Annotated in this window: 17 protein-coding genes and 1 pseudogene; 8 read left to right on the top strand and 10 right to left on the bottom strand. The window is 42.8% G+C overall.

Annotation, left to right across the window (positions count from 1 at the left end; genetic code table 11):
- Positions 1–5 precede the first annotated feature (5 nt).
- The 4 genes from VM802_RS30415 (at position 6) to VM802_RS30400 (ending at position 6,339) form a co-directional block, all read left to right on the top strand.
- The gene (locus tag VM802_RS30415; RefSeq protein ID WP_325537978.1) at positions 6–872 is read left to right on the top strand and encodes a hypothetical protein; all 867 of its coding nucleotides are present in this window, start codon (positions 6–8) and stop codon (positions 870–872) included.
- Positions 793–1,476 carry a P-loop NTPase family protein gene (locus VM802_RS30410; protein WP_325537976.1) on the top strand — a complete coding sequence of 228 codons (684 nt, stop codon included), beginning with the start codon at positions 793–795 and terminating at the stop codon, positions 1,474–1,476. The genes VM802_RS30415 and VM802_RS30410 overlap by 80 nt, the downstream gene beginning before the upstream one ends.
- Positions 1,477–1,641: 165 nt before the next feature.
- Positions 1,642–4,266 carry an Ig-like domain-containing protein gene (locus VM802_RS30405; RefSeq protein ID WP_325537974.1) on the top strand — a complete coding sequence of 875 codons (2,625 nt, stop codon included), beginning with the start codon at positions 1,642–1,644 and terminating at the stop codon, positions 4,264–4,266.
- Between the two features lie 660 nt (positions 4,267–4,926).
- Positions 4,927–6,339, top strand: coding sequence for an MAC/perforin domain-containing protein (locus tag VM802_RS30400; protein ID WP_325537972.1), 1,413 nt, complete (start codon positions 4,927–4,929; stop codon positions 6,337–6,339).
- 86 nt (positions 6,340–6,425) lie between these two features.
- On the opposite strand, the gene VM802_RS30395 is transcribed toward VM802_RS30400, so the two are convergent.
- The 7 genes from VM802_RS30395 to VM802_RS30365 form a co-directional block, all read right to left on the bottom strand.
- On the bottom strand, positions 6,426–7,508 hold the full coding sequence (locus VM802_RS30395; protein ID WP_325537970.1) for a chorismate-binding protein: 1,083 nt from the start codon (positions 7,506–7,508) through the stop codon (positions 6,426–6,428).
- Positions 7,509–7,580: 72 nt separating this feature from the next.
- Complete coding sequence (locus VM802_RS30390; RefSeq protein ID WP_325537968.1) at positions 7,581–7,898, bottom strand: chorismate mutase; 318 nt, start codon at positions 7,896–7,898, stop codon at positions 7,581–7,583.
- A gap of 35 nt (positions 7,899–7,933) precedes the next feature.
- Positions 7,934–8,779 (bottom strand): class I SAM-dependent methyltransferase, encoded by an 846-nt coding sequence (locus tag VM802_RS30385; RefSeq protein ID WP_325537966.1) that lies wholly within the window; start codon positions 8,777–8,779, stop codon positions 7,934–7,936.
- 682 nt (positions 8,780–9,461) lie between these two features.
- Complete coding sequence (locus tag VM802_RS30380) at positions 9,462–9,626, bottom strand: hypothetical protein (RefSeq protein ID WP_325537964.1); 165 nt, start codon at positions 9,624–9,626, stop codon at positions 9,462–9,464.
- Entirely contained in the window at positions 9,613–10,083 is a 471-nt protein-coding gene (locus VM802_RS30375) for a PIN domain-containing protein (protein WP_325537962.1), read from the bottom strand. The genes VM802_RS30380 and VM802_RS30375 overlap by 14 nt, the downstream gene beginning before the upstream one ends.
- 62 nt (positions 10,084–10,145) lie before the next feature.
- Positions 10,146–10,283, bottom strand: coding sequence for a hypothetical protein (locus tag VM802_RS30370; protein ID WP_325537960.1), 138 nt, complete (start codon positions 10,281–10,283; stop codon positions 10,146–10,148).
- Between the two features lie 949 nt (positions 10,284–11,232).
- Positions 11,233–12,006 (bottom strand): hypothetical protein, encoded by a 774-nt coding sequence (locus VM802_RS30365; protein ID WP_325537958.1) that lies wholly within the window; start codon positions 12,004–12,006, stop codon positions 11,233–11,235.
- Between the two features lie 592 nt (positions 12,007–12,598).
- Between VM802_RS30365 and VM802_RS30360 the strand changes: the two genes are divergently transcribed.
- The 4 genes from VM802_RS30360 to VM802_RS30345 all read left to right on the top strand — a co-directional run bounded on the left by VM802_RS30360 (position 12,599) and on the right by VM802_RS30345 (position 21,422).
- Complete coding sequence (locus VM802_RS30360) at positions 12,599–13,108, top strand: hypothetical protein (protein ID WP_325537956.1); 510 nt, start codon at positions 12,599–12,601, stop codon at positions 13,106–13,108.
- Positions 13,109–13,408: 300 nt separating this feature from the next.
- Positions 13,409–16,303: an RHS repeat domain-containing protein gene (locus VM802_RS30355; RefSeq protein ID WP_325537954.1), complete on the top strand. Its 2,895-nt coding sequence runs from the start codon at positions 13,409–13,411 to the stop codon at positions 16,301–16,303.
- A gap of 12 nt (positions 16,304–16,315) precedes the next feature.
- A complete protein-coding gene (locus tag VM802_RS30350; protein ID WP_325537952.1) occupies positions 16,316–20,470 on the top strand; it encodes a DUF6443 domain-containing protein in 4,155 nt (1,384 codons plus the stop codon).
- Positions 20,471–21,020: 550 nt separating this feature from the next.
- On the top strand, positions 21,021–21,422 hold the full coding sequence (locus VM802_RS30345) for a hypothetical protein (protein ID WP_325537950.1): 402 nt from the start codon (positions 21,021–21,023) through the stop codon (positions 21,420–21,422).
- Positions 21,423–21,520: 98 nt separating this feature from the next.
- Here the strand turns inward: VM802_RS30345 and VM802_RS30340 are convergent, their stop codons facing one another.
- The 3 genes and pseudogenes from VM802_RS30340 to rhuM form a co-directional block, all read right to left on the bottom strand.
- Positions 21,521–22,390 (bottom strand): alpha/beta fold hydrolase, encoded by an 870-nt coding sequence (locus tag VM802_RS30340; protein ID WP_325537948.1) that lies wholly within the window; start codon positions 22,388–22,390, stop codon positions 21,521–21,523.
- A gap of 94 nt (positions 22,391–22,484) precedes the next feature.
- A pseudogene (locus VM802_RS30335) lies at positions 22,485–22,736 on the bottom strand (type II toxin-antitoxin system death-on-curing family toxin); the annotation flags it as partial.
- An 18-nt stretch (positions 22,737–22,754) separates the two neighbouring features.
- Positions 22,755–23,215 (bottom strand): RhuM family protein (rhuM, locus tag VM802_RS30330; protein ID WP_325537946.1); only part of this gene is annotated, 461 nt, incomplete at its 5' end.

The raw sequence follows: 23,215 nt of genomic DNA, 5'->3' as shown, positions 1-23,215 counted from the left end.
CGCTGATGGTAACATCCTCAACCCAAACTAATTATATCAGGCACCTGAATGCCTTCTTCGCACAGGTATGGAAAGACGATCGCCTGCGCACGCACCACATCAGCCTCTATATGGCATTATTCCAGGTATGGAACCATAACCGGTTCCAGCATCCCTTTCCTGTCCTGCGCGAAGAAGTCATGATACTATCCCGTATCGGCTCACGCAACACCTACGTGAAGTGCATGAAAGAGCTGCAGCAATATCAATACATCACCTACCGGCCAGCGAAACATCCTTATGCGCCCAGTCTCGTAACAATGATGCCCCTGGCAGATTTTATCTCCGGTTCCGCTACTGAGCAACTACCTCTTTTCAGCAGCTCCACGTGGCCCAAAAGTGAGCCACATGACCAGTACAAAAATGAGCCACACACATGGCTCAAAAATGGGACACGATCCGGCTCAAAAGTGGGCCACATTTATAATAAACATATAAACAATATAAAACGGGAGAGAGAAAACATACTCCCTCCCCCCAAAAAAAATATAAAAAATGAAGCTAAAAAAGATCAACCCGGTACGGATGCACCCCGCGCGGAAAATACCGGCAGCGCCACCCGTAACCTCCCCGCTTTATCCCAGGTGCAGGAGTTTTTTAACGCCGCCGGCTACCCGAAAACGGAAGCAGACAAATTCTTTCATCACTACCAGGCCAACGGATGGCTGCAAGGCGGTAAAACGCCCATAGCCGACTGGCAGGCCGCCGCACATAAATGGGCATTGAATATTCATCCACTAAAAACGCAAAACAATGACCAGTACACCCAATCTCCCGCAAAGCCAGGAAGGCTGCACACCAACGAAAACAAAAGCTACGCAGACCCGCTATGATTACTATCAGCTGATTCAGTCACTGGAAACACACGGCAAATCCATCTACAGTCAGCATTTCAAGATAGACGAAGTAGACAAACCCGTAGTCATCAAACTACTCGCCTACTTCCTCTGTGATGAGGCTGTCGCAACAGAAGAAGGTCTGGACCTCAACAAAGGGATTATGCTCACCGGCAGGATCGGCTGCGGTAAAACCTCCCTGATGCACCTGATGCGCTCACTATGTGCAGAAGCATTCCGGCATACGGTGGTCTCCTGCCGGAATATCAGTTTCGAATTCAGCAGAACAGGATTCGACACCATCAGCAAATACAGCCACAGTGCCTTCTTCCCCTACTCCAACATTCCGCGGACCTACTGCTTCGACGACCTCGGCCTGGAAACAAACATGAACTTCTGGGGTAACAACTGCTGCGTAATGGCGGAGATATTACTTTCCCGGTATGATCTCCTCGTCAGTAACAAAATGCTGACACACGTTACCACCAACCTGAACAGCCAGGAACTGGAAGAGATTTACGGAAACAGACTACGCAGCAGAATGAGGGCCATGTTCAATCTCATATCGTTTGATGTTTCATCTACAGACAAACGCAGGTAGTATTCTTAAAAATTTCACCGTTACGTATGCTATGATGCATTTTAGCTACATATGCACTCCTCTTGCAGCAGTGAATACTACCTTGCAACTGAATGACATTGTCTACTACCTATTCTTCTCGCCACCTTGGTTGATACTATTCCTATAATTTCTTAAAATATTCCTATGATTAAGTTTTACTTGTTGCTGATATCATGTCTGTTATGGCAGATACTTCCAGCCCATTCGCAAACTGTTCCCTGTAATGCAGCTACTTCGCAAACAACTAATATAAGCGGGTTGTGTATAGGGTGTTACGTTAATAATCCGGTATTCGCCACAGATAGCAGTCCGGCTACCTTTTCTACCCTGCGGGTAACACTTGGGATATTAGGTGGCTATGTGGAACAAAGATTAAATTTTTCCACCATCAGCCAGCTGGGAGATAGTGCCAGGATCTTCCTCAGTTTCCCGGTGGGACTACTTGACCTGTCATTATTGGGTAGTATTCAAGTGGCTACATACAATGGTGCAGTATACAACAATGACCGGAAGAGCATCAATGGAGGATTACTTAACATCCGGCTGTTAGCTGCAGATCAGATACTTGTTTCATGGGCGCCGGCACGATTTTTTAACAGTGTGGAAGTAAGACTAAATAGCGGTTTACAACAGTTGTTGAATACCGTAAACATTGGTTACGCATATAAAGTAGTTCCTTCACCTGTAATAACACCGGCTATCACCAGCGTATGTAGTGGACAGTCTGTTCAGTTAAATGCTACCGCGCCAGCTAGTGCTATTTTCAGATGGTACACCCAGTCCAGCGGAGGCGCCGCGATTGCTACCGGCAATACACTGAATGTACAGGCCCTTAATGGCAATCTGCTTTACTATGCGCAGGCGGAAAGAGGCGGATGTATAAATCCGGTAAGGACGGTTGCTACCATTAACGGCCGGATGTTACCGGTGGCCCCGCTGGTACAGGCTACAACCGACTCCGTATGCAGAAATGAAAAGGCTATCTTCACCGTTGTTAAACTTCCCGGAGTTAATTACAGCTGGTACAATCAGGCTACGGGAGGAAATTTACTGGCTGCAGATACCACATTTTTCACACCACCTCTCACTACGCAAACCAATTACTATGTGGCAGCAAAGGACAGCACCGGTTGTATTAGTGCAAGCCGTACCATGGTTACTGCTGCCATACGCCCGCCAGGACCTGGTATATCCATGGGAAGCCGCAACTCGTTGGGCGGTAGCGGCGATGACAGATTTACTGCTATTGCTCCAACAATATACGGCGGTTATATCACTGGTGGTACAACTACCTCCAATGACGGAGATATCACAGGGGGAAACCATGGTTTAACAGATTGGTGGATAGTCAAACTGAATGCCGCCGGAAATAAAATATGGAGTAAAACATTTGGTACTACCGGTAAAGACTCACTAACAACTATCACTGCTGCAGATGATGAAAAATTAATTGCATGTGGAAATTACAATGTACAATCAACCTCCCAAACTGGTCAGATACTAGGGTTAGATAACAGCGGTTCTATCCTATGGAGTAAACAAACAGACTTGTATAATCAATATGCCAGCATCGATCCTTTCCGTCAGAATGCAGCTATAATAATAGGAAGTAACGGTACAAAAATAAAATTGACTGAACTAAATACAGCCGGTAACATTATACGTACAGCCGAATATGTTGGCAACTATGCAACTGAAAGAATAAGTTTTGTCATTACTGATGATAAAGGATTATTGATTGCCGGCAGTACAGGAAGTGGAATCGGGTACGGAAAGGATATTTTCCTGTTAAAACTGGATAGTAATCTGAACAGGAAATGGGAAAAAAACATATTGCAATCAGGAGATGATATTGGTGTAAGATTAAGCAGGGAGGCTAATAACAGCTTCATTGTATCTAGCACCAATGATATTGGTACAGGAGGGCAGCAGGTACAAATAATAAAATTAGACAGCCTGGGAAATATAGTATTCCTGAAAACGCTTAATCCCAAGGATTTTATGTCACAGGATGTCAACAAATCCGGCAGTACGGGAGTTGCTTCAGACCTCGACGAATACGAAAGTACGATGGTGATTAATCAAAATGGAGGGAGTTATGCCCGTGCCCCTATAGGGGGTATCGATGAGGGTAAAAGTAATACCAGTCAAGGCAAAGGCCCCTCAAGAACAAGAGTAGCAGGGCCCAGGTTCATATTTTACAGTGCAGCCCGGCTAACAGGTAACACCGATAGTATTGTCAATATATCAATGCTGTTTGAATTAGATGACAACGGCAATATCGTAGCACAACAGGCACAGGCAACCCCATTGATTCCTGGTGATGCTGTACCCAATCCAGATGGTAGTGCTTTTATTGCAGGGGCTTCACCAGCTCTTAATGGTAACGCGCAACTTGCCCAAGTAGCGCCGCCTTCCTGTTTACCAGCTAATCTTCCATTACTTGCAAAAGAAGGAAAGACTGCCGGTCAGTACAGAGAACTATTATCATCTACCTCAAAACAGGCAGGCAATAACCCTGCCTTTCAAATATTCCCTAATCCGTTCAACCAAACTTTTACTTGCCGCTATGAGGTACTACAGAAAGAGCGCATACAACTAAGATTAATACCAGTCAATGGAACTGGTAACTATCTGATCAAAAATGAAATAACGGAACCCGGCATTTATAATATACAAATTGATGCGCGTCGCTATAATACCGGTACATATATCTTACAGTTGCAGCTAGGCAGTAAAAAAAGAACACTTAAATTGATTAAGCAATAATTTTATTAGTCATCACCTTCGTTAAAGGTTAATAATTGTAGTTCCCCCTGACTGTCTGTAGCCAGGGGGAACACCTGATAGCTTTAGACCTCCGTGATGACTAGTGACTGATCAGTTGACAAGAGAATATCGTGTCTGCCAGTTTTGCGATCAATAATGAATATTATCCGTATCTGTTGTTTTAACGCGATAGCATACACGATACTGCTGCAGTAGATAGTATTTTCATTCAAATACGTTGGTCTATCCTCCACAACCGGCAAATTCAATAAACACATGATCAGTTTAGTTTAATGAGTTCCCCTGCTTTTAAGCAACAGGCCTATTGCTTATATTTGATCCCAAACGAGCCTAATTAATGAATAAGAATATTAATTTTAATTGCAATACCTACAATTGGCTCAATTTGCGCTGTAGCCCAACTAAAGACATAATTAATTGACCGTAATTTTTTCACTACTTTATTTAGTATTCAATGTGTACCATAAAATGTTGACTCATTAAAAGACCCGTCGTTTAATATCACCTTATCCAATACAGGTTTGATATAATACCTTTAGAACTATTTGAGCCCCAAAGCCAGTAACTTTGCCGGCCAGGAATCCTTCACATCTTAACCCAACTTCAATAAATATTGTTTCACCCTACTAATTCATCGCTATGAAAATCAGCATTGCAAATACAGTCAAACTTGTGACTGTTGCCGGCATACTAGCTTCGGCGCTACATGGATGTACCAAGTACGATTCAGCGTTTCAAAAATTGGAAAAAACAGACCCTGCATCAAAAAAAAACGGGCAGTCAAGCGCTCAAGTTAAGTCTGCAGGAGATGGTAAGAATGATCTGCTGGGATATGGTTATGATGTTACGGGGGAATATGCCAATTCAAGTGCTTCCAAATTTTCAGTAATTAACGTAAATGCACTACAGAATGCCCAGCCACTCCGGGTTGAATGGGATCTTTCCAGAACGCAGGCCGGTAATCTGACCTCTGGTGAAAATGCAAGGTCTTACCTGGAGAAAAGGTCAACGAAAGTAAAAGGGTCTCTCGATCTCGCGCTTTTCAAAGGATCTATTGAAACATCGTTCAGTAGCAGCAACTACCTTTCCACCAAATTTATCTACAGTAGTTATGACCTGATAATAAAGCAGAAGCGGGTCAAACTGAATGCAGATATTAGTTTATTAAAACAGTACCTGCAACCCACCTTTTTATCCGATGTTCAGAATAGGCCCCCTGCGGATATTGTTAATGCATATGGAACCCATGTTCTTATCGATATCATATTAGGCGCCAAACTGGAAGTAATGTACCAGTCCGAGTCAATCGCAAGTGAACGGTCGAGGGCTTCAGAAATCGGGATCGACGTGGGCTTGAAGAAGATATTTAATTTGGGCGCAGGGTTGAACTACAGTTATAGCGACGAAGAGAAAAATGCAAATTTCTCTCAGCAGCTTCATTACAGGACTATTGGCGGAGACCCCTCCCGGAGTCTGATCGGTCAGACGCCAATTGGATCATCCACTCCAACCGTAGACATAGCGAACTGGCAATCCAGTTCCACAGTAGCAAACGCCGAATTAATCGATTTTGGAGATAATGGCATTCTTCCTTTGTTTGAACTCATTGATGATCCGATAAAAAAGGAAGCCGTAAAAAACTATATTATCCAGTATTTGAAAGATCGCCAGGCCTCTTTGATACAACAGAAGATCTATGCTAAAATTACAGCCGAAAATATAGTGCCGCATTTTTATTATGACTCTTATTGGAATGACGTAAAAACAGGAGATCAATATATCTGTTTCTATGGTGAAGATAAGATTACTCCGGCAGTATTTAAGGGCTATGTAAGTTTCCGGTACAATATCGTCCATGAAGATGGTACGGATATCTGGAGACCAGGTGTTACCCAGACATGGGAAATACAGAACCGGCACAAGGTTTTCCTTTCAAGAGCATTCATTTCAGCACGCGGAAACAGACAACATCCCTGGTGCGAAATGATGTTTGAGATATTGCCAGGAAATGGTTTTGAGCCCATCAATCAACAAATAGATCCCCGGCCCTAATACCTTTTAATACAAAACCGCGCAGGTGATACAATCTGCGCGGCTTTGCGGAGAAATTGAAAATAAAGTCCGCCCGCAGGCGTTCGCTACTGCTCCATCAACAGGTTTAATATAGCGTGACTCTTAATATCACTTTCAGCAAGTTCCATTTCCGGATCGGATGCTGCCGTAATACCACACCCTACGAATAAGGTTCCAATATTACCATTAATACGCATACACCGTATATTAACAAATAAGTCCGTTCTTGCTGCTACATTTACCGGGCCTATAAATCCCGTGTATAAATCTCTTTGATGTGGTTCCGTGTTCAAAATAAATTGCTTCGCCTCTGGGCTTGGCATACCACAAACAGCAGGTGTAGGGTGCATTAATTTTACCATAGCCGTTGCTAATACATTCAACTCCCCATTTTCCAATGCTGCACAAAAATGGGTTTGTAAATGCTTCAGATGTCCAAAATATGCTGTAATAGGCCCAGTTATAGTATACTGCTTGCAACCCGCCTGCAAAAAGCATTTTTCAATAAATTCGCCAACGATTGAATGCTCCACATACTCTTTGTTAGTCCACGCTGTATCATCTTCGGCGGGTTTTGTGCCAGCCATAGCAGTGGCGTATAACCTGTTCTCTTTGACACTGATTAAGGTCTCCGGGGATGCGCCCACCCAGATTTCTTTACTCCCAGGTAAATAAAAAGAATAAGCAAAAGTGTTTGGATATTGTCTGCACATTTTTTCAAAAAGATCAACTGCTTGAAAATTGGCAGGTAACTTTATCTTAATCGTCCGGGAAAGCACCGCTTTATGAAAAACGTCTTCCTTTATGGCACTGACAGTTTTCTTCACATTGGATAAGAATGTGTCTCTATCTTCAGCATTCTCTAATATTTCAATCATTTTTCTGCCAGCCGGTTGTTGAGCCGGAGCATCCGGAATGCCGAAGCTGGATGAAACGTCAGCTTCATAGAATAAAAGCTCTCCAATAAACGGTTGTACAACAAAACCTGGTATTAAATGCGAAAAATCAATTGTGTCATAGCTTTGTGGAGGCCTGAACGGTATCATTATATTGCACACCGTTTCACCTGGTGTTCTCCATATAAAAACGGGCAGGTCTTCAGCTACCGTTACATTCCACAATTTCATCGCATAGGAATGGGATATCATACGATTTATAATTTTATTCCTATTTATCGCGCTGTTATAAATCAAGACAATCGTTGTATAAAACCGGTAGTACTATCTGTAATGCGCTCTCCATAACTTCAGTTGTTCTTCAATACAATAGGGTATAATCAATAAGTACAATTTCTCGATGAGTGCAGGGTCAATATCTGCCCGGATGGCATTAATTTTAATTTTATCCAGTACTGCACTTACCCGGACGGGATCTCTGACTTCTATCTCACTTTTCTTGAATTTATGCGCAGCATTTGTATATTCAATACGCTTTTTCAACAACCTGATTATTTGACAATCAATGTTATCTATTGCATCCCTGATCTGGCTTAAATCATTACATTTGTCAGGTGTGAAGTAATTATCATTCTCATGCATACATGCTAATTTGAGTTGTTTAATCCCGAAAATATCTATATTCTGAAAGTGAGCATCTCCTCTATCCCTTCTCCTGGTTGAGTGAAAAAATCGTTATATTCTTTCACAGCATATTCTATTTCCTGCATAGATTGCAGGGAAATTATCTCACCGTCAACCACCTCCACCAGCTCTTTCATTTCATCCCGTGTATGAGTATTGAACAGTCCTTCTACATAGTTACCCACACAACGCAAACAACCCTGGTGTCCTTTTAATACAGTATCCGGAACGCTTTCATCAGATAATGTATAATCCATTAACACAATATTCCTGCGGTTGTCCGATTTAAAAAGCTGCATGACAGCCAGAAATTCATCATCTGTAATAAAATGAATAACCCCTTCAAAAACAATGATTACAGGCAGGTTGTGGTTATAACCATTAGAGGTTAATGTTTGCCATAATTTTGCTGCATTGGTAATGTCGCATTGCAGAAAATGCAGTAATTGATCGTCTGTGGTATACTGTTTATAAAAACTGGATTTATTATTCATATTGGCAATATCCACTTCATATATGTTTTCAAAAACAGTAGGGTAATTTTCTAAAACATGAAAAGATAAAGGATCATGCCCTGCTCCCAGGCTTAACAATTGCTGATATGAACTATCGGCCAGTATTTCCTGAAGCATTCTCCTGATATATTGTTTGCGAAGAAGTAACATCTGGTCAAAAAGACTGTAAGCAGCGTCCATACCGGTAGTTAATTCATTAATTTCATCAAAGTCGATATTATCAAGGTATTGCTGTTCCAGGGATGTAGTATAAATTGGTCTTGTATAAAATAACATCAATGCTGAGGTAGCAGGTACCTTCATTCTATTATTATGGCCTTTCATAAATTTCATTTTAATAGCATACTAAGCTGTTATAAAGTCATTAACACTTTATTCAAATGATATCCTGTGATGTACCTGATTACTAGGCCCATCAATTGATACAAGCCTCCGGCAGGGGGGGGCAGGCGACATTCTATATGTAAAGGACTTCAGGGGATTTATTATCCCTGGGAGTTATACAGTCGTTCCTCGTTATAAAACTTGAAGTACTTTTGACTTTTCTTAATACAAATGTTGAATAGGGACCTGACAAGAAGAAATATAATCATACCCATAAATCACATAACATAATATATTGGCCCGGAATAAGTATGTAGGGGTGATATAAGTCTGGCAACAATAAATGCGTGTATTACTATCCATAATTCGTTAGCTGTACATTCTCGGGAGGAAAACCATTCTGACACTAAATTAAAAAGGACAACTGCGACAATAATTCATCATTACTTTTTCCCATTTTCTTTTATTGCAGACAACAGCTCGTGCTCGAATGGAGACTTAAATGAGTTATTTGTTCGTAAACCTGCGAGCACGCGATTAACCCGGTTTAACATTACAGACAAACGCAGGTAATGCCCCGATCATGACACATGTATATAAAAAACCTATGGTTATCTACCAGTACAAACGGCAGATAACCATAGGCAATAAAGTTATACAGATTCGGGTACGTTTAGAAATGTTACTTATGTGCAGCACGCACTTTTACTTTATTGTGATACCAATCGCTTGCTTCTTTCAGGTCACGGGATAGTAACTCAGGATTATTCCAGTACTTAACACTCAGTTCATCCCGGATCTTCCGGACTTCTGCAACCGCATCATATTTTTTCTTATTCTTTTTCATAGTCAACGGGTATTAGAATTTCTCGTGGTGTTCTGATCTCAATTGTTTGATAACCCATCTGTAAGTTAATGGAATTATACAACTTTATTCGATTTAAGTTTACAATATGCTTAAAATTCCAACTGGCTAGTACCTCTGCCTTGCTAAGAGTGGCTATTGCAATATGTAATGCATCATTATAACACTTATTACCCAACGCTCCACCGGCAATATAAGCTTTTGCCAGCTCAGCTGCTTCCGCTGTGTTTTTATACTCCGTTTTGAAACTTGCAGGTATCTCATTCAATTTTAGAACTACTTCTTCCCGCGCCCGCTTCAATTCCAATAATACCAGCTCCGAAATAACAAGATGCTTCATACCTGTTTTAAACTCTTCAAACAATACATTGCTAAACCTTCTGAACTCAATATCAAAGCAGCCCCCGATTACAGAGGTATCTGTATAAACACTCAACATGAACCATAAATTGATAAGTAAAGAGAAAGGGTTAAAAACTAAACAGGAGTTGCTTAGCAAAGCTATAGTGACTTCCCATTGGTGCCACTATTCAGGATAGATATAAGACCTGGGGAAATATCCAGGTATCGTAGTAATAGAAACAGTTGTTCTTTAATGATCACAAGTGCTGTTTCTATTTCTTCTTCTATTGGCCTCATATTTCTGCCATTTAGTAAAGGCAGTACAAATCCAGTGAATTGCGATTCAGTCCATCCAAATTCCCTGCGAAGATGTTCCTTTAGATAGATGGGAAAATAACATAATCTCGCATACATATCACGCAGTTCATTATCTGATAAGGGTTTGGGGGGGGGGGAAATAATTTTGCAATATTCTCCGAGAATATCTTTTGTTCGCGGTTGCGGAATTTCTTCATTAGTCATGATTTGATTAACAACCCGATCTCCGCGGGCGGAGAGATTAAAAATGCAGTCCGCCCGCAGGCGTCCGGTTGTCAGGGTTAACAATGCTGTGTAAACTGTAATTACATACGCTAAGAATCGCGTGGCAGTTTTTCGGAGACCACAAAAAAATCCGTACAAAAATATAAAATCGGCACACCTCTCCTCAGAAACATGTACCCGTTTTGGCAACCCACCAGGTCATCACACAAAAAAACTATGGTTATCTGCCAGTACAAACGGCAGATAACCATAGGCAATAAAGTGCTGAAACTCCGGTCCAATCTATATTCTACGACATGTTTTTGTTACAAGGTCACATATTAGCCCCGACTCGCAAATCCCGACCTGTATGAGGATACCCAAAATGTCCACTGCGAGACATACCCCACCTTCGCCAATAAAAGGCAAATCAAAAGCCGACCTGCCGCCATTAATCAAACGTAGTTCGTTACGAGACAGAAGGCTCCCTGATTGGTTAGTTTTTTTCATAACTAATGGTTTAAATTACAAAATAAGTCAAGAGGCTGCAAAGGGAAATCATCCTGACAAAATCCCTTCTGGGCTGACGCATTACGCAATACAAAAGCGGCAGGCGCCCGCTCACGGATACCTGCCGCCTCTGACAACCTGTAAGGTTGTGTCATCAATACCAGTCATGGAAAACTAATCAACAGCAAAACTGCTGTTGTCTGCTTTACTCCGCTCATCCGCCACCTGCAGCAGGAAGACCAGAGACTTCCACCAGTGCCAACGCGTTATACGAGCCATTCTTCAGACCGTACATCTTTCCATTGACATGTTGATAAAACCCTATCCCCAATGCGAGGAACAACGGCTTCGTACTGTTGGCTGTTACATTCACAGTCAGATTTAAGGGAGCCGTCAGCGTCTCATCGATGGGTATCTCCACGCTTGCATTGATCCCATTGACAAAGGCGCCGGCTTCAAAATCAATCTCCGCCCCGGCAACCTCCATCTTAAAATGCGTAGCACCAGGAGGAGCAGCTATCATGGCGACAGGCACAAAAGCCGGTACATCCACTTTCAGTACTCCTGCCACGCGGTCAATTGCCGGCGTGAAAGGGGCAGAAAACGTAGTAGTCAGCGGACTGTTACTGTTAAACTCAAAGCCTCTCAGCAACTCCGCTTCTCCATCGATCACATTACGCTGTCCGCGAAGGCTAGTGGTATCCGCCTGGAGCACCTTCACCATTTCACGCGAAAGACGTGACGGGAGATGGCTGTCGCCGACATTCACCAACACCGTGCGAAATGCATTGCGCAAAAGCTTCCCGGATTTCCCGGCGTGCCTAAACTCAGCCATGTTCTCACGCGTACGTGCAAACGCCGGATCTGTGGCCAAACGGTTAGCATCGATGCCCCCTTTTGTGCGTACCATATACCCGTCTTTCGATTTGTAAAAAGTGAAGTTTCCTATCGTTCCCTTCAAGGGAATGATTCCATCTTGTTTTGCCATAAAAAAACTATTTAGGTTAACACAATGGGCTTTCATATAGCCAAGCCCGTTAGGCTCGCATCTGCGCAGTATGCAGTAATTTCTGTTGCAACAATTCAAAACTAAGCAGGTATTTCCGTTCAACAAAATTTCCATACGAATTGTATCAGAATAGTACAAAATGATATTTGCAGCACATAACAGAGAAGGTAATTTCGACTGTCGTGTTTCTAAAATCAAATTGATTAACAACTATATAACTCATTCCTATCTTATTCTAAAATACTTTTGGCGGGTAGCATCGGATTTTATACCGATGATCGATAACCTGTAATAGTATTTTACAATGACTACTTGTCAACTGCTCTCTTTCGACAAAGAAATCTTGTCAACGAAAAACCTGTTCTTCAGACATTTTAAGAAGAGATGGAATTATAAGTCAAAAACGCTGCTGGTAACAGGTATTCTTCTGTTTGTATTATCTACCTTTCAATATCTGTACGGCATCAAAAAGTACATGTCGGTAGTACCCTTTATCACTGGAGCATCGGTGCTACTCCTGGCATTTCTATATAGAGACCAAAAGTTCGGTATTATTCTAAAATGGTACTCTATGAAATATAAACTCGACATCGCGAATACATACTGGAAATGCTGGGTCTTTTATATCCCACAGTGGACACCGGAGGAAATTGAGAAACTACATCTGGCATTACTGCTCGACTGGCTAAAAGGAGAAACACTTACTATTGACCAGGCAAAGGTACTGATAGAATACTTTCGGAATGAAAGCAGGAAACCGGTATATAAATTCAGTACAGCCAAAGCATTTTCAATACTATTTACAATTCTCGCCGGAAGTTTCTTTACCATGCTGGTCGCTACAGATATCGGCAAATTAACCTATGAAAACCTGATTTCAATCCTCAAAACCATGACAGGAATCAGCCTGTTGTTCTTAATCACGCTTCATTATTTAGAAAAAACAATTCTACAACCCAATTTCCAGAAAAGAATTTCCAGGTACGACCGGTTAATCAGGGTACTGACGAATTATATCCTGCATAGGCAGCAAAGTGATGCACCAACCATATTTAATCCTACTTTAAAAGTAGTCAGATAATAACTACAACACAATCATACATATCCTCACCCGCCACCTCTTCCACGGCTGTATGCATGCGGAACATAACCAACAAAAAAAATACAGGTAGAAAGAAAGTTACGGAAAACAGTAACCACTCCGAACTTTCTCAGCTACGACTGCCCACTCCGGGATGCTGAATGCTACGAAATTCTCAAAAAAAAATACTCCCTTCATGTAGACCGGTTGAATTAGAAAAAGTTTCCATAAACAAGCTATTCCGAGACAGCTTTGTATAACCCTCATATACCCCCATAAATAACCTCAATCTCTATGACAATGAAAGTGTCCCTAGCGCTATTTTTTATATTACTATCCTTTACAATACGTGCTCAATTCTCCAACAAGGTACCTGCAGTGGCTCCGGTAAGTCCCAACAGCGCCACTTTATACAGAGTACTCGAACGCCCCATCGGCACCTACACAGGAACGGTGCCGGTAACCTTCCCCCTATTCACATTTTCCAGTGCTGCGCTCTCCATGCAGTTCTCACTTAACTACAATAATACCGGCGGTGTACGGGTAGAAGAAGAAGCCAGCAACCTGGGACTAGGATTTACCATTCCCAATGCCAACAACCGGATAACACGCATATTAAAGGGAATCGCAGATGATGCCCCAAGAGGGATGCTGAATAATTCATCTAAGAAACCTTCCACCTTTTCCTGCTTCGATATGCTGTATGTGAATGAATACTACCGTGGGAACATAGACCTGGAGCCAGATATCTTCCTGTTTAATTTCAACGGCTATTCGGGTAGCTTTTTCTTTAAAGAAGACGGCAGCACCGTTCAGATGCAGAATACACCGCTGGAGATTAATCCCATATTCGAAACAGATGGCTCCATCAGCGGCTGGAAAATATACGATGATGAAGGTAACAAGTACTTTTTTGGCAAGAATGCAAGCGGCAGCATTAAGCAGATAGACAGAACAACCGTCAGCTATGAAAGTCAGACCGGTAATTTTATCACGCCAACCGGCTACACCAGTGGATGGCCCTTACAGGAAATCTCCGATATGAATGATCAGCATAAGATCGTCCTGTCTTATGATTATACCTCCACTGTACTGAAAACCATCTCCGGCGCCTATCTGCCCATGCAGAAAATACAAAGCATCTGCAATGGCTTTAATCTCATCCCAGATCAGATCTTTGTCACGTCCACCATCAACGAATACACACTCAGCAAAGTAGAAGGAGAAAGTGGTACCGCTTTCTTTTACAATAGTACCGACAGAACAGACACCCAAGGCGGCAGCCGCCTCTCATCCATCGATTTCTACGATCCTGTATTCAACATGATCAAGCGATTCCGCTTTGATTATGACTATTTCAATCCCGGCGGAGGCCCATTTATGCAACGCCTGAAACTTACCGGCTTCAAGGAATATAATATCACACAGACGGACAGCCTGCAATATAAGTTTGAATATTCCGGTGCAAGCCTACCCGCACGCTTGTCCAGCGCAGTGGACTATTGGGGGTTTGCCAATGGTCAATTAGGCAACACTTACTTTCTCCCGAATATCAGTTATACTTTTGGCGGTTATACTTACAATGTAACCGGATTCAGTAACCGCAATGTCTTCGCAGTCAACGCCGAAGCAGGCGTCCTGAATAAGATCACCTACCCCACCGGCGGATACCGGAAATTCTTTTATGAAGGCAACCAGGCATTAGTATTACCGGACGATCAGATTTATCCGGATCTCACCACGCCCTTGATCAATACTCCCAACGGAAACTGGGTAGCGAAAAACCGGAATGTGGGTGGCATCAGGGTGAAAGAAATACAGGACTTCGATCCCGTTACCGGAAAAACTCATAAAACACGTTACCAGTACAAACTCTATAGCACCGATTCAACACTAACCAGCGGACTGCTCATCACACCCGTCAGAATCGTGAATGTAGAAAACTCCTCAGATATCACCTGCGTCTACATGAAGCTATACCCTTCCAGTTGTTATCCATTGGCAACATCAGGCGGCAGCTATGTGGTATACCCCGAAGTACGCACCATAGAAGACGGCAATGGCTGGATCGACAGACGGTATAGCTATGCCCGGGACATCCTCCCTTCTGTCTATGATTATCCTATAGTGCCCGTCACCGACCAAAGCTATCTCCGTGGTCAACTGCAGGATGAAAAATACTACAACAACAACGGTACCTTATTACGGAAGAAAAGCTGGGCTTATGGCTTCACCACGATCACAGGCGGTCAGATGGGCCTTAAAGTAAAAGCATACTTTAAATCACCCGGTTCCATTGAGTTTAGAGAAAAACCAGATCTTGTAAATGAACTGCCCGTTTTTGCCGCCTGCAAAACATACAATGTAGCCGGCCAGTTTATGCTTCCGTTTCAGGAATCAGATTCAACGTTTACCAACAGCGGCGCCTTCGGACAAACCACGAAGTATGCCTGGTACTCAGATGCCGATTATTATGCAAATCTCGGCTGGCGGCCCATCAAAAAAATCTCCGTACTGCTTAACAACGGCATCACAAAATCAAAAACCTTCAGATACTGTTTCAACGAAGGACTGGTATTCCCACTATCTGCACATGATTATGGAATGCGATTGTTTTTATTTGTCAACCGGTATTACAAACCAATGGAAGAAGTGGATTCCCTGAGCGCAGGCAGTGGTTCAAAATTCATGGGCGGGACAGAGTATATTTTCAACGATCAGTTCAATGACACCTTCCACCTCGCCCAGGTGCGTACATACACCAGCTTTGCAGATTCTACGGAAATTAACTTCACCTATGATTCTATTGGCAACATCGTCGAAAGATATCCAACAATGGATGTTAAAGAAGCCTACCTGTGGGGATATAATTACCGGTATCCGGTGGCTAAGGTGACGGGGAGCGACTATCTCTATCTTGTAACACTGGCCGATAATCCGGTGATCCAGAACCCCAACACCCCCGATGCCGGCATGAGAGCCGAGCTGAATAAGATCCGCACGGCCCTGAAAGGTAGAGCATTGGTAACTACTTACACCTACAACCAATTTGGTATTACCAGTGAAACAGATCCCGGCGGGATGACAACCACCTATGAATATGACAGTTTCGGAAGATTAATACTGATCCGGAATATGGACGGAAAGATTCTTAAACACTTTGAATATAAATATACCATGCCCTATACCTATTAAATCCCTGTTGATATGCGATCCCTCATAACTAAATTGATAGCACTACTGCTGCTTCACACTGTTTGTCACGCACAGAACATCCCCGATACCAGTAGCCAGCGGCCATCAGCTACCAGTGTTACCGCTCCTCCGCTTACCTGCACCTGTGTAAGTATTAACCTGATCAGAACATGGAGCCCCCTGGGCCCATATACCGATACCGGCGCTGTAAGGTCCGCCCCCGCCAATGCGGTTGGGCAATCCACCGCCTATTTCGATGGTCTCGGCAGATTGACACAAACCGTAGACCGCGGGATTTCCCCCGCCGGGAGAGACCTTGTCCAGCCGGTTGCCTATGATCCCTTCAGCAGAGAACTTTACAGATATCTCCCCTATGTACCACAAAGTAACAACGTGAACGATGGGAAATTAAAGCTAAATCCTTTCAACAATCAACGGCAATTCTATATGTCGGCCACCCTGAACCCCGGAGTGAGCGGCGATTCAGTATTGTATGCGGAAACCGAATATGAACCCAGTCCCCTCAATCGCGTCCGCAGATCTTTCGCGCCGGGCAATACCTGGGCCCGCGGTGGCGGATACAAACCCGTAGAAATGCAATACCTGGTCAACAATGCCCTCGATGCCGTCAGAATCTGGACAATCCCACCCAACAGCATATTACCCACCAGTGCTGCCGGCCAGGTATACCCGCCGGGAGAGCTGCTCAAAAATGTATCAAAAGATGAAAATGGACACAGGGTCATAGAATTCCGTGATAAGGAAAACCACGTGATCCTGAAAAGAGCAGAGCTGTCTGACAGTGCTGCTGATGGCCATAATGGCTGGCTAAACACCTACTATGTATACACCGACAGAGGCAACCTGCATTGTGTAATTCCCCCCAAAGCAGTACAAACAATCAGCTCAGCAGGATGGAGTATTGATAGCCTGACAGCCGCAGAGCTTTGTTATTTCTATCGTTATGATCAGCGGAACCGGATGATCATCAGGAAAATACCAGGCGCCGACTCTGTAGAAATGGTGTATGATGTCCGCAACAGGCTTGTATTTCAGCGGGATGGTAACCTAAAAGCAGGTGGAAGCTGGTTCATTACATTGTACGACTTCCTCAACCGGCCCGGTGCAACTGCACTATACACGTCTAAAACTGCACGGCAGCAACTGGCAGATTCGCTGAGCGGAGGCGGAATGTCTATTTCCAGTTCCTTAGTCACCTATCTGACTTTCACTTACTATGACTCCTACAATTTCCCCGGTGTATCCCCCGCTCTCCCGGAAGATTTTACTAAACCACAGGCAGGCGCCAATCCATATGCAGAGCCGGTTACCGGAACCAGCACAATGGTAACAGGTAAGGTAACCGGTAGCGTCGTGAGGGTATTGGGCGCCAACCAATGGCTGGCGACCACCACCTACTACAATGATAAAGGCCGGCCCATACAGATCATCCGGGATAACGCGAAAGGCGGAAAAGAAACCATCACTACACTATTCGACTTTACCGGCAAAGTTTTGAGCACTTACATCCGCCATACGAACCCGCTCAGCACACTTACACCCCTAACCACACTGCGAACCAATTTCAACTACGATCCCGCCGGTAGATTAATCTCGATAAAGAAAATGTATAATGACACCAGCATCGAAAAAACAATTACCACTCTCGCCTATAATGAATTAGGACAGTTAAAAGGTAAACGTTTAGGAGTCTCCGGTAGTAGTCAGCTGGAAAGATTGAATTATGAATACAACATCCGGGGATGGCTCAAAAGCATTAATAAGGACTTTGTAAATACCCCCGGCAGCACCACCAACTGGTTCGGACAAGATATCTCCTATGAATATGGATTCAATACCAATCAATTCAATGGAGATATTGCCGGCGTGCGATGGAAAGACCGGAATGATGGATTCGCCAGGGCATATGGCCACACTTACGATAATCCGGGGCGGCTAACCACTGCGGATTTCACACAGCAAAACGCGGGCAGTACAAACTGGAGCAATGACCTGCTGGACTTCACCATGAGCGGCGTCAACTATGATGCCAACGGGAATATTCTTTCTATGAAACAAACCGGCCTTAAAGGAACCGTGACACAGACAATCGACAGCCTGGTATATGTATACATCCCCAACAGCAATAAGCTCTTTTATATCACAGACAGCGCCAATGATCCCCAAAGCACCCTGGGAGATTTTATTGACATCCCCAATGGCGTCAACCAGGACTATGTGTTCGATAATAACGGGAATACAATAGTCGATATCAACAGACAAATGATAACAAAATACAACTTCCTCAATCTCCCGGATAGTATTACCATGCTGGGGAAAGGAATCCTGGAATACAAGTACGATGCAGCGGGAAACAAACTAAGCAGGAAAATCGCTGACTACACCGGTACCGGAAAAATTACCACTTTCGATTACGTCGGTGGATTTCTATACCGGAATGATACCCTGGTGGAAATACCGCACGAAGAAGGCCGGATCAGGGTTATATATAAACCAGGAGCGCCGCCGGAATTCTGTTACGATTACTTTATAAAGGACTATCTGGGTAATATCCGTACTGTACTCACAGAGCAGAGTGATTTCAGCGTGTACGCGGCCACTATGGAAGTCCCGGCAGCCAGGAAAGAAAATGCATTATTCAGTAATATCGATGCAACCCGTTCTCCTAAACCTGTTGGCTATCCTGGTGAAGAAAATAACAAATCGGTGGCAAAACTAAATGCCAGGTCTGGTGGAAATAAAATAGGTCCTTCGCTGGTACTCCGCGTAATGGCAGGCGATACCATTCAGATAGCCACCAATGCGTTCTATAAATCGACAGGTCCAAAAGAGAAAAAAAATATCACTCCGGTAGATCAGGTTATATCATCATTAGCGCAGATACTCTCCTCCCCAATCTCATCAGGAGACATCCATACCGGTAGTATTAACAACAGTGCATACCCCTTCCCCCTAACCATTAGTGATATTAATCACCTGAAATCAAGGGATGGCATTAAGGATTTTCAAAAAGAAAGGCTGAAGGCCTATCTTAATTTTGCACTGTTTGACGAACAGTTTAAATTAGTGGATGATAATAGCGGTGTGAAACAGATCGGCGAAACCCCTGATAAATTACAATCCCTGGCTACAGATAAAATGGTTATTGCAAAAACCGGGTTCCTATACATCTTCACCAGTAACGAAAGCTTACAGGATGTATTCTTTGATAACCTGGTCGTAACAAAGGGCGCTGGACCTCTCCTCGAATCCTACCACTACTATCCCTTCGGCCTTACAATGGCTGGCATTAGTTATAACGCATTAATGGACAAAAATTATCCTGAAAACAAACTACGCTACAACAGTAAGGAGCTGCAAAACCGGGAATTCGGTACGGGCGCCGGTCTCGAAATGTACGACTATGGCGCCAGGATGTACGATCCGCAAATTGGCAGGTGGCACGTACCTGATCCTCTTTCTGAAAAAATGAGAAAACATTCTCCCTTCAACTACGCATTCGACAATCCAATACGCTTTATTGATCCCGATGGTATGGGACCAGAAGATGTGATAATCAGAGGCAACAAAGCCCAGGAAGCATTTGAACAACTACAGAATTCAACAAATTTGAAATTGTCTTTTGGAGATAACGGAATGGTCGGGATTACAGGAGGAACAGCTCGAACGGAGGCAGACAAATTACTTCAAAAAGCCATTAATGATAAAAATACTATTGTAAATATTAATGCTTCTTCAGACAATTATACAAAAGAAGATGCTTTATTAATTGGCGGTGAATTTGGGGGGAATACTTCATTTGCAGGCGGTAAAGATGATGGAAAAGTACTTGCACAACAGCTGGTCAATCCTCAACAGCTTTCTGCGATCGATGACGTTACAAATTCTAACCCTGGAGTTTCAATGCTCCACGAGACATTAGAAGCATATATTGCTGCAAAAAAATATCCGAATTCTCCAAAGGCAATGAGCGCAAACACCGATTATGAAAATTCAAATTTCTTAAACTCTCATGATGAAGCTGTAAAAACTGACCCAAGAAAGGTGGAAAAAATTGGGATATTAAATATTGGGAATATTATCTACATACAATACAAGTCAAGAATTGCTCCTGTTAACAAAATAGAAAAAAAAATAACGCCATGAACACAATAATGCTATTTCTCTATACAGCGCTCCTACCCTCCTACCAGCCCTGTCATCAATCAAATGACACATTAACGTCTAAAATAATATGGATAAAACATTTGAAACAGTGTTTGCTTATTGGGGTCGTTGCTAGTGATAACCCAACAGATACGTCTGTATTTCTCTCCCCATTAGATAACCATAAAAACCGGGTTAAAAAGCGAAAAATGGAGGTGGGCAAAGATTATCGATTCATAGTTGAAAAGAAGATTGTGATAGCAAGTCCGCCCAGAAACTTCTCATACCAATACAAAGATTCTATTGTCTGGACGAATAACGGGTCATACAAATTAATGCCAAGACCATGCTTAAATTGTAATGGCTTATATGTTTATAGGCATTAACCTTCATGAACAGTCAATACTTTTTCGACAGATTAAAAACGTAATTAGGTCCATGAAAACATACTCCCTCCTTCTTTTAATGCTAAAAGACGAATATAGAGAATAATACGGCTACAGCTGCTCCCCATATTAGTTACCTTAAAACTCCTGGAAAAAATAACCATATGAACGCTATTCCATTATTCCTTTTTTTGATCTTCGCAAATTCAAACGGAAGACAAAGTAAACCGCAAGACACGACATATGCCAAAGTGATATGGATAAGGGACCTGAAGGAATGCTTACTAATCGGCCTGGTATCAACAAACGACGCGAATGATACAAGTGTAGTTATCTCTCCAATAGGTGAAAAAAAACCTCACCGTTCCAAACTAAAAAAAATTCATATAGGACAATCCTATGCATTCGATGTAGATGGGGATATAATTATTGCCAGCCCACCGAAAAAGATGGCTGTCGGATATAAAGACATAGTGGTATGGACAAATGATGAGCCCCGTAAATTCAAGCCTAGATTATGTTTTAATTGTTATGGTCAGTACGTTAATAGAATTAAGCAAAGATGACCTGTTAAAACCATTTCAACTTTGAAAATAGCAATACCATTAGTTTTAACAGGAAGCATATTGATATACTTATTGTAAAGGGATTTTGGATTAAACCGCTATCCCATCACGCCAGGTTGAAAAAAACCTATTAACTCTTTTGCAATTTTCTCCGGACTGTTATCGTTGTCGGCGGCTATATGTCCCAAACCGCGGAATTCTACACGCTTTGCTTGTGGCAAAGTAGCGCCCAATGTGTCAAGTGCAATTTTAAGGTAACGTTGGCTCCTGGTTCCACCCATCAGTAGCATTTCAGCTTTAGTTTCTTTACACCGGTCTATTAGGACAGGTGATTCACGTACCAATATGAGATCGTAATGCATGGTTGGTACTAAGGATTTCAGGGGTACATCATCGCCTGCTTGTTTCTTTGCATCTGCGTTTAACGCAATATTCAGCAATGGTGCAATAAGAAAGTCCGGCAAGGCGGTAAACAGAGAGGGATCATCGGTGCCCTTCATGGCTATGAACATTGCCTTTCCAAAGTTTCCGCGGGCGAGGGCTGATTCATAGCGGCTGCCCCAGGCGGCAGGGTCAGTTCCACTGACCGGGATCGGAGGTTCGTAAAGTACTACTTTTTTAAGCGCTGGTTCTATAATGGCCGTTTGAAGTACGCAAATAGCACCGGAACTAAGCCCAAATATCTTATCCGTTGCTGTCTGATGGATTAATGCCTGCAAATCCTCACTTTCTGATCCCATGCCATAGTTCGGGCCGAACGGACCGCTTAAGCCGCGGCCCCGCCTGTCCGGAATATAAACAGTGAATTCATTGGATAGGAAGCTGGCAAGTTTCATGAAATTTTTGGAGGTCATCATCCCGCCATGAACAAGAATAACACCCGGCCCGGACCCGGTTTGCCTGTAACCAACTCTTGTTCCATCCTTTGACATAACATAGCCGGTAGCATATTTCTCTAAGAGAGCCATTGCATGATTAACGTTTATAAATTAAAAGTACGATAAAGTAGTGTTATCCTGGTTCATTGTTGTCCGGAATGATTTTGCTTAACATCTGACAGATTTAATTTCGGAGGTTAATCAAATTCACAACAACCGTTATCATTATCTCCTTCTCATCAGGTTTAGACTCGGCTATCATCAATGTTAGGGCTACCAGGGCATTATCAGCGATCTTTTTTGATCCATCGGAATGATATAAAATATTATTTTTCTCCAGAAACCAGACAAATAAAAAAGCTGCTATGCGCTTATTACCATCAGAGAATGAATGATCTTTAACTACGAAATACAACAGATTAGCCGCTTTCTCTTCTACACTCGGATAAAGGTACTAACCGCCGAATGTTTGATAGATGGCGGCTAAAGAACCTTGAAAAGATTCATCCTTTTCGTTCCCAAACAGGCTGCTACCACCAAATTTGTATCGGATTTCTTTGATCGCTTCCATTGCTGAATGATAAGTAATAACAAACAGGTTCTCTGAAGTTGTTGAATCAATCTGAAGATTCTGATGATCATATTGATCCAGCACATCCAGGGCATAGGTATAATCTGTAATTACTTTGAGCAGGCCCGTTGCCTCATCTGTATTTAAATTCTGCCTCTCCATTACATTGCTCATGAGTTTTACAGTTTGCTTTAACTCATCCAGTTGGCGAGATTGTTCCTGAAGACGATTTCTATCAATAGCATAGCCTTTCAATAAATATTCCTTCAAAATTTTATTCGCCCAAATGCGGAATTGAGTACCACGCGAAGATTTAACTCTGTAACCAACGGAAATAACCACAT

The sequence above is a fragment of the Chitinophaga sp. genome (genome assembly GCF_035538455.1).
GTDB lineage: Bacteria > Bacteroidota > Bacteroidia > Chitinophagales > Chitinophagaceae > Chitinophaga.
This window is presented reverse-complemented; position numbering and strand designations above follow the sequence as displayed.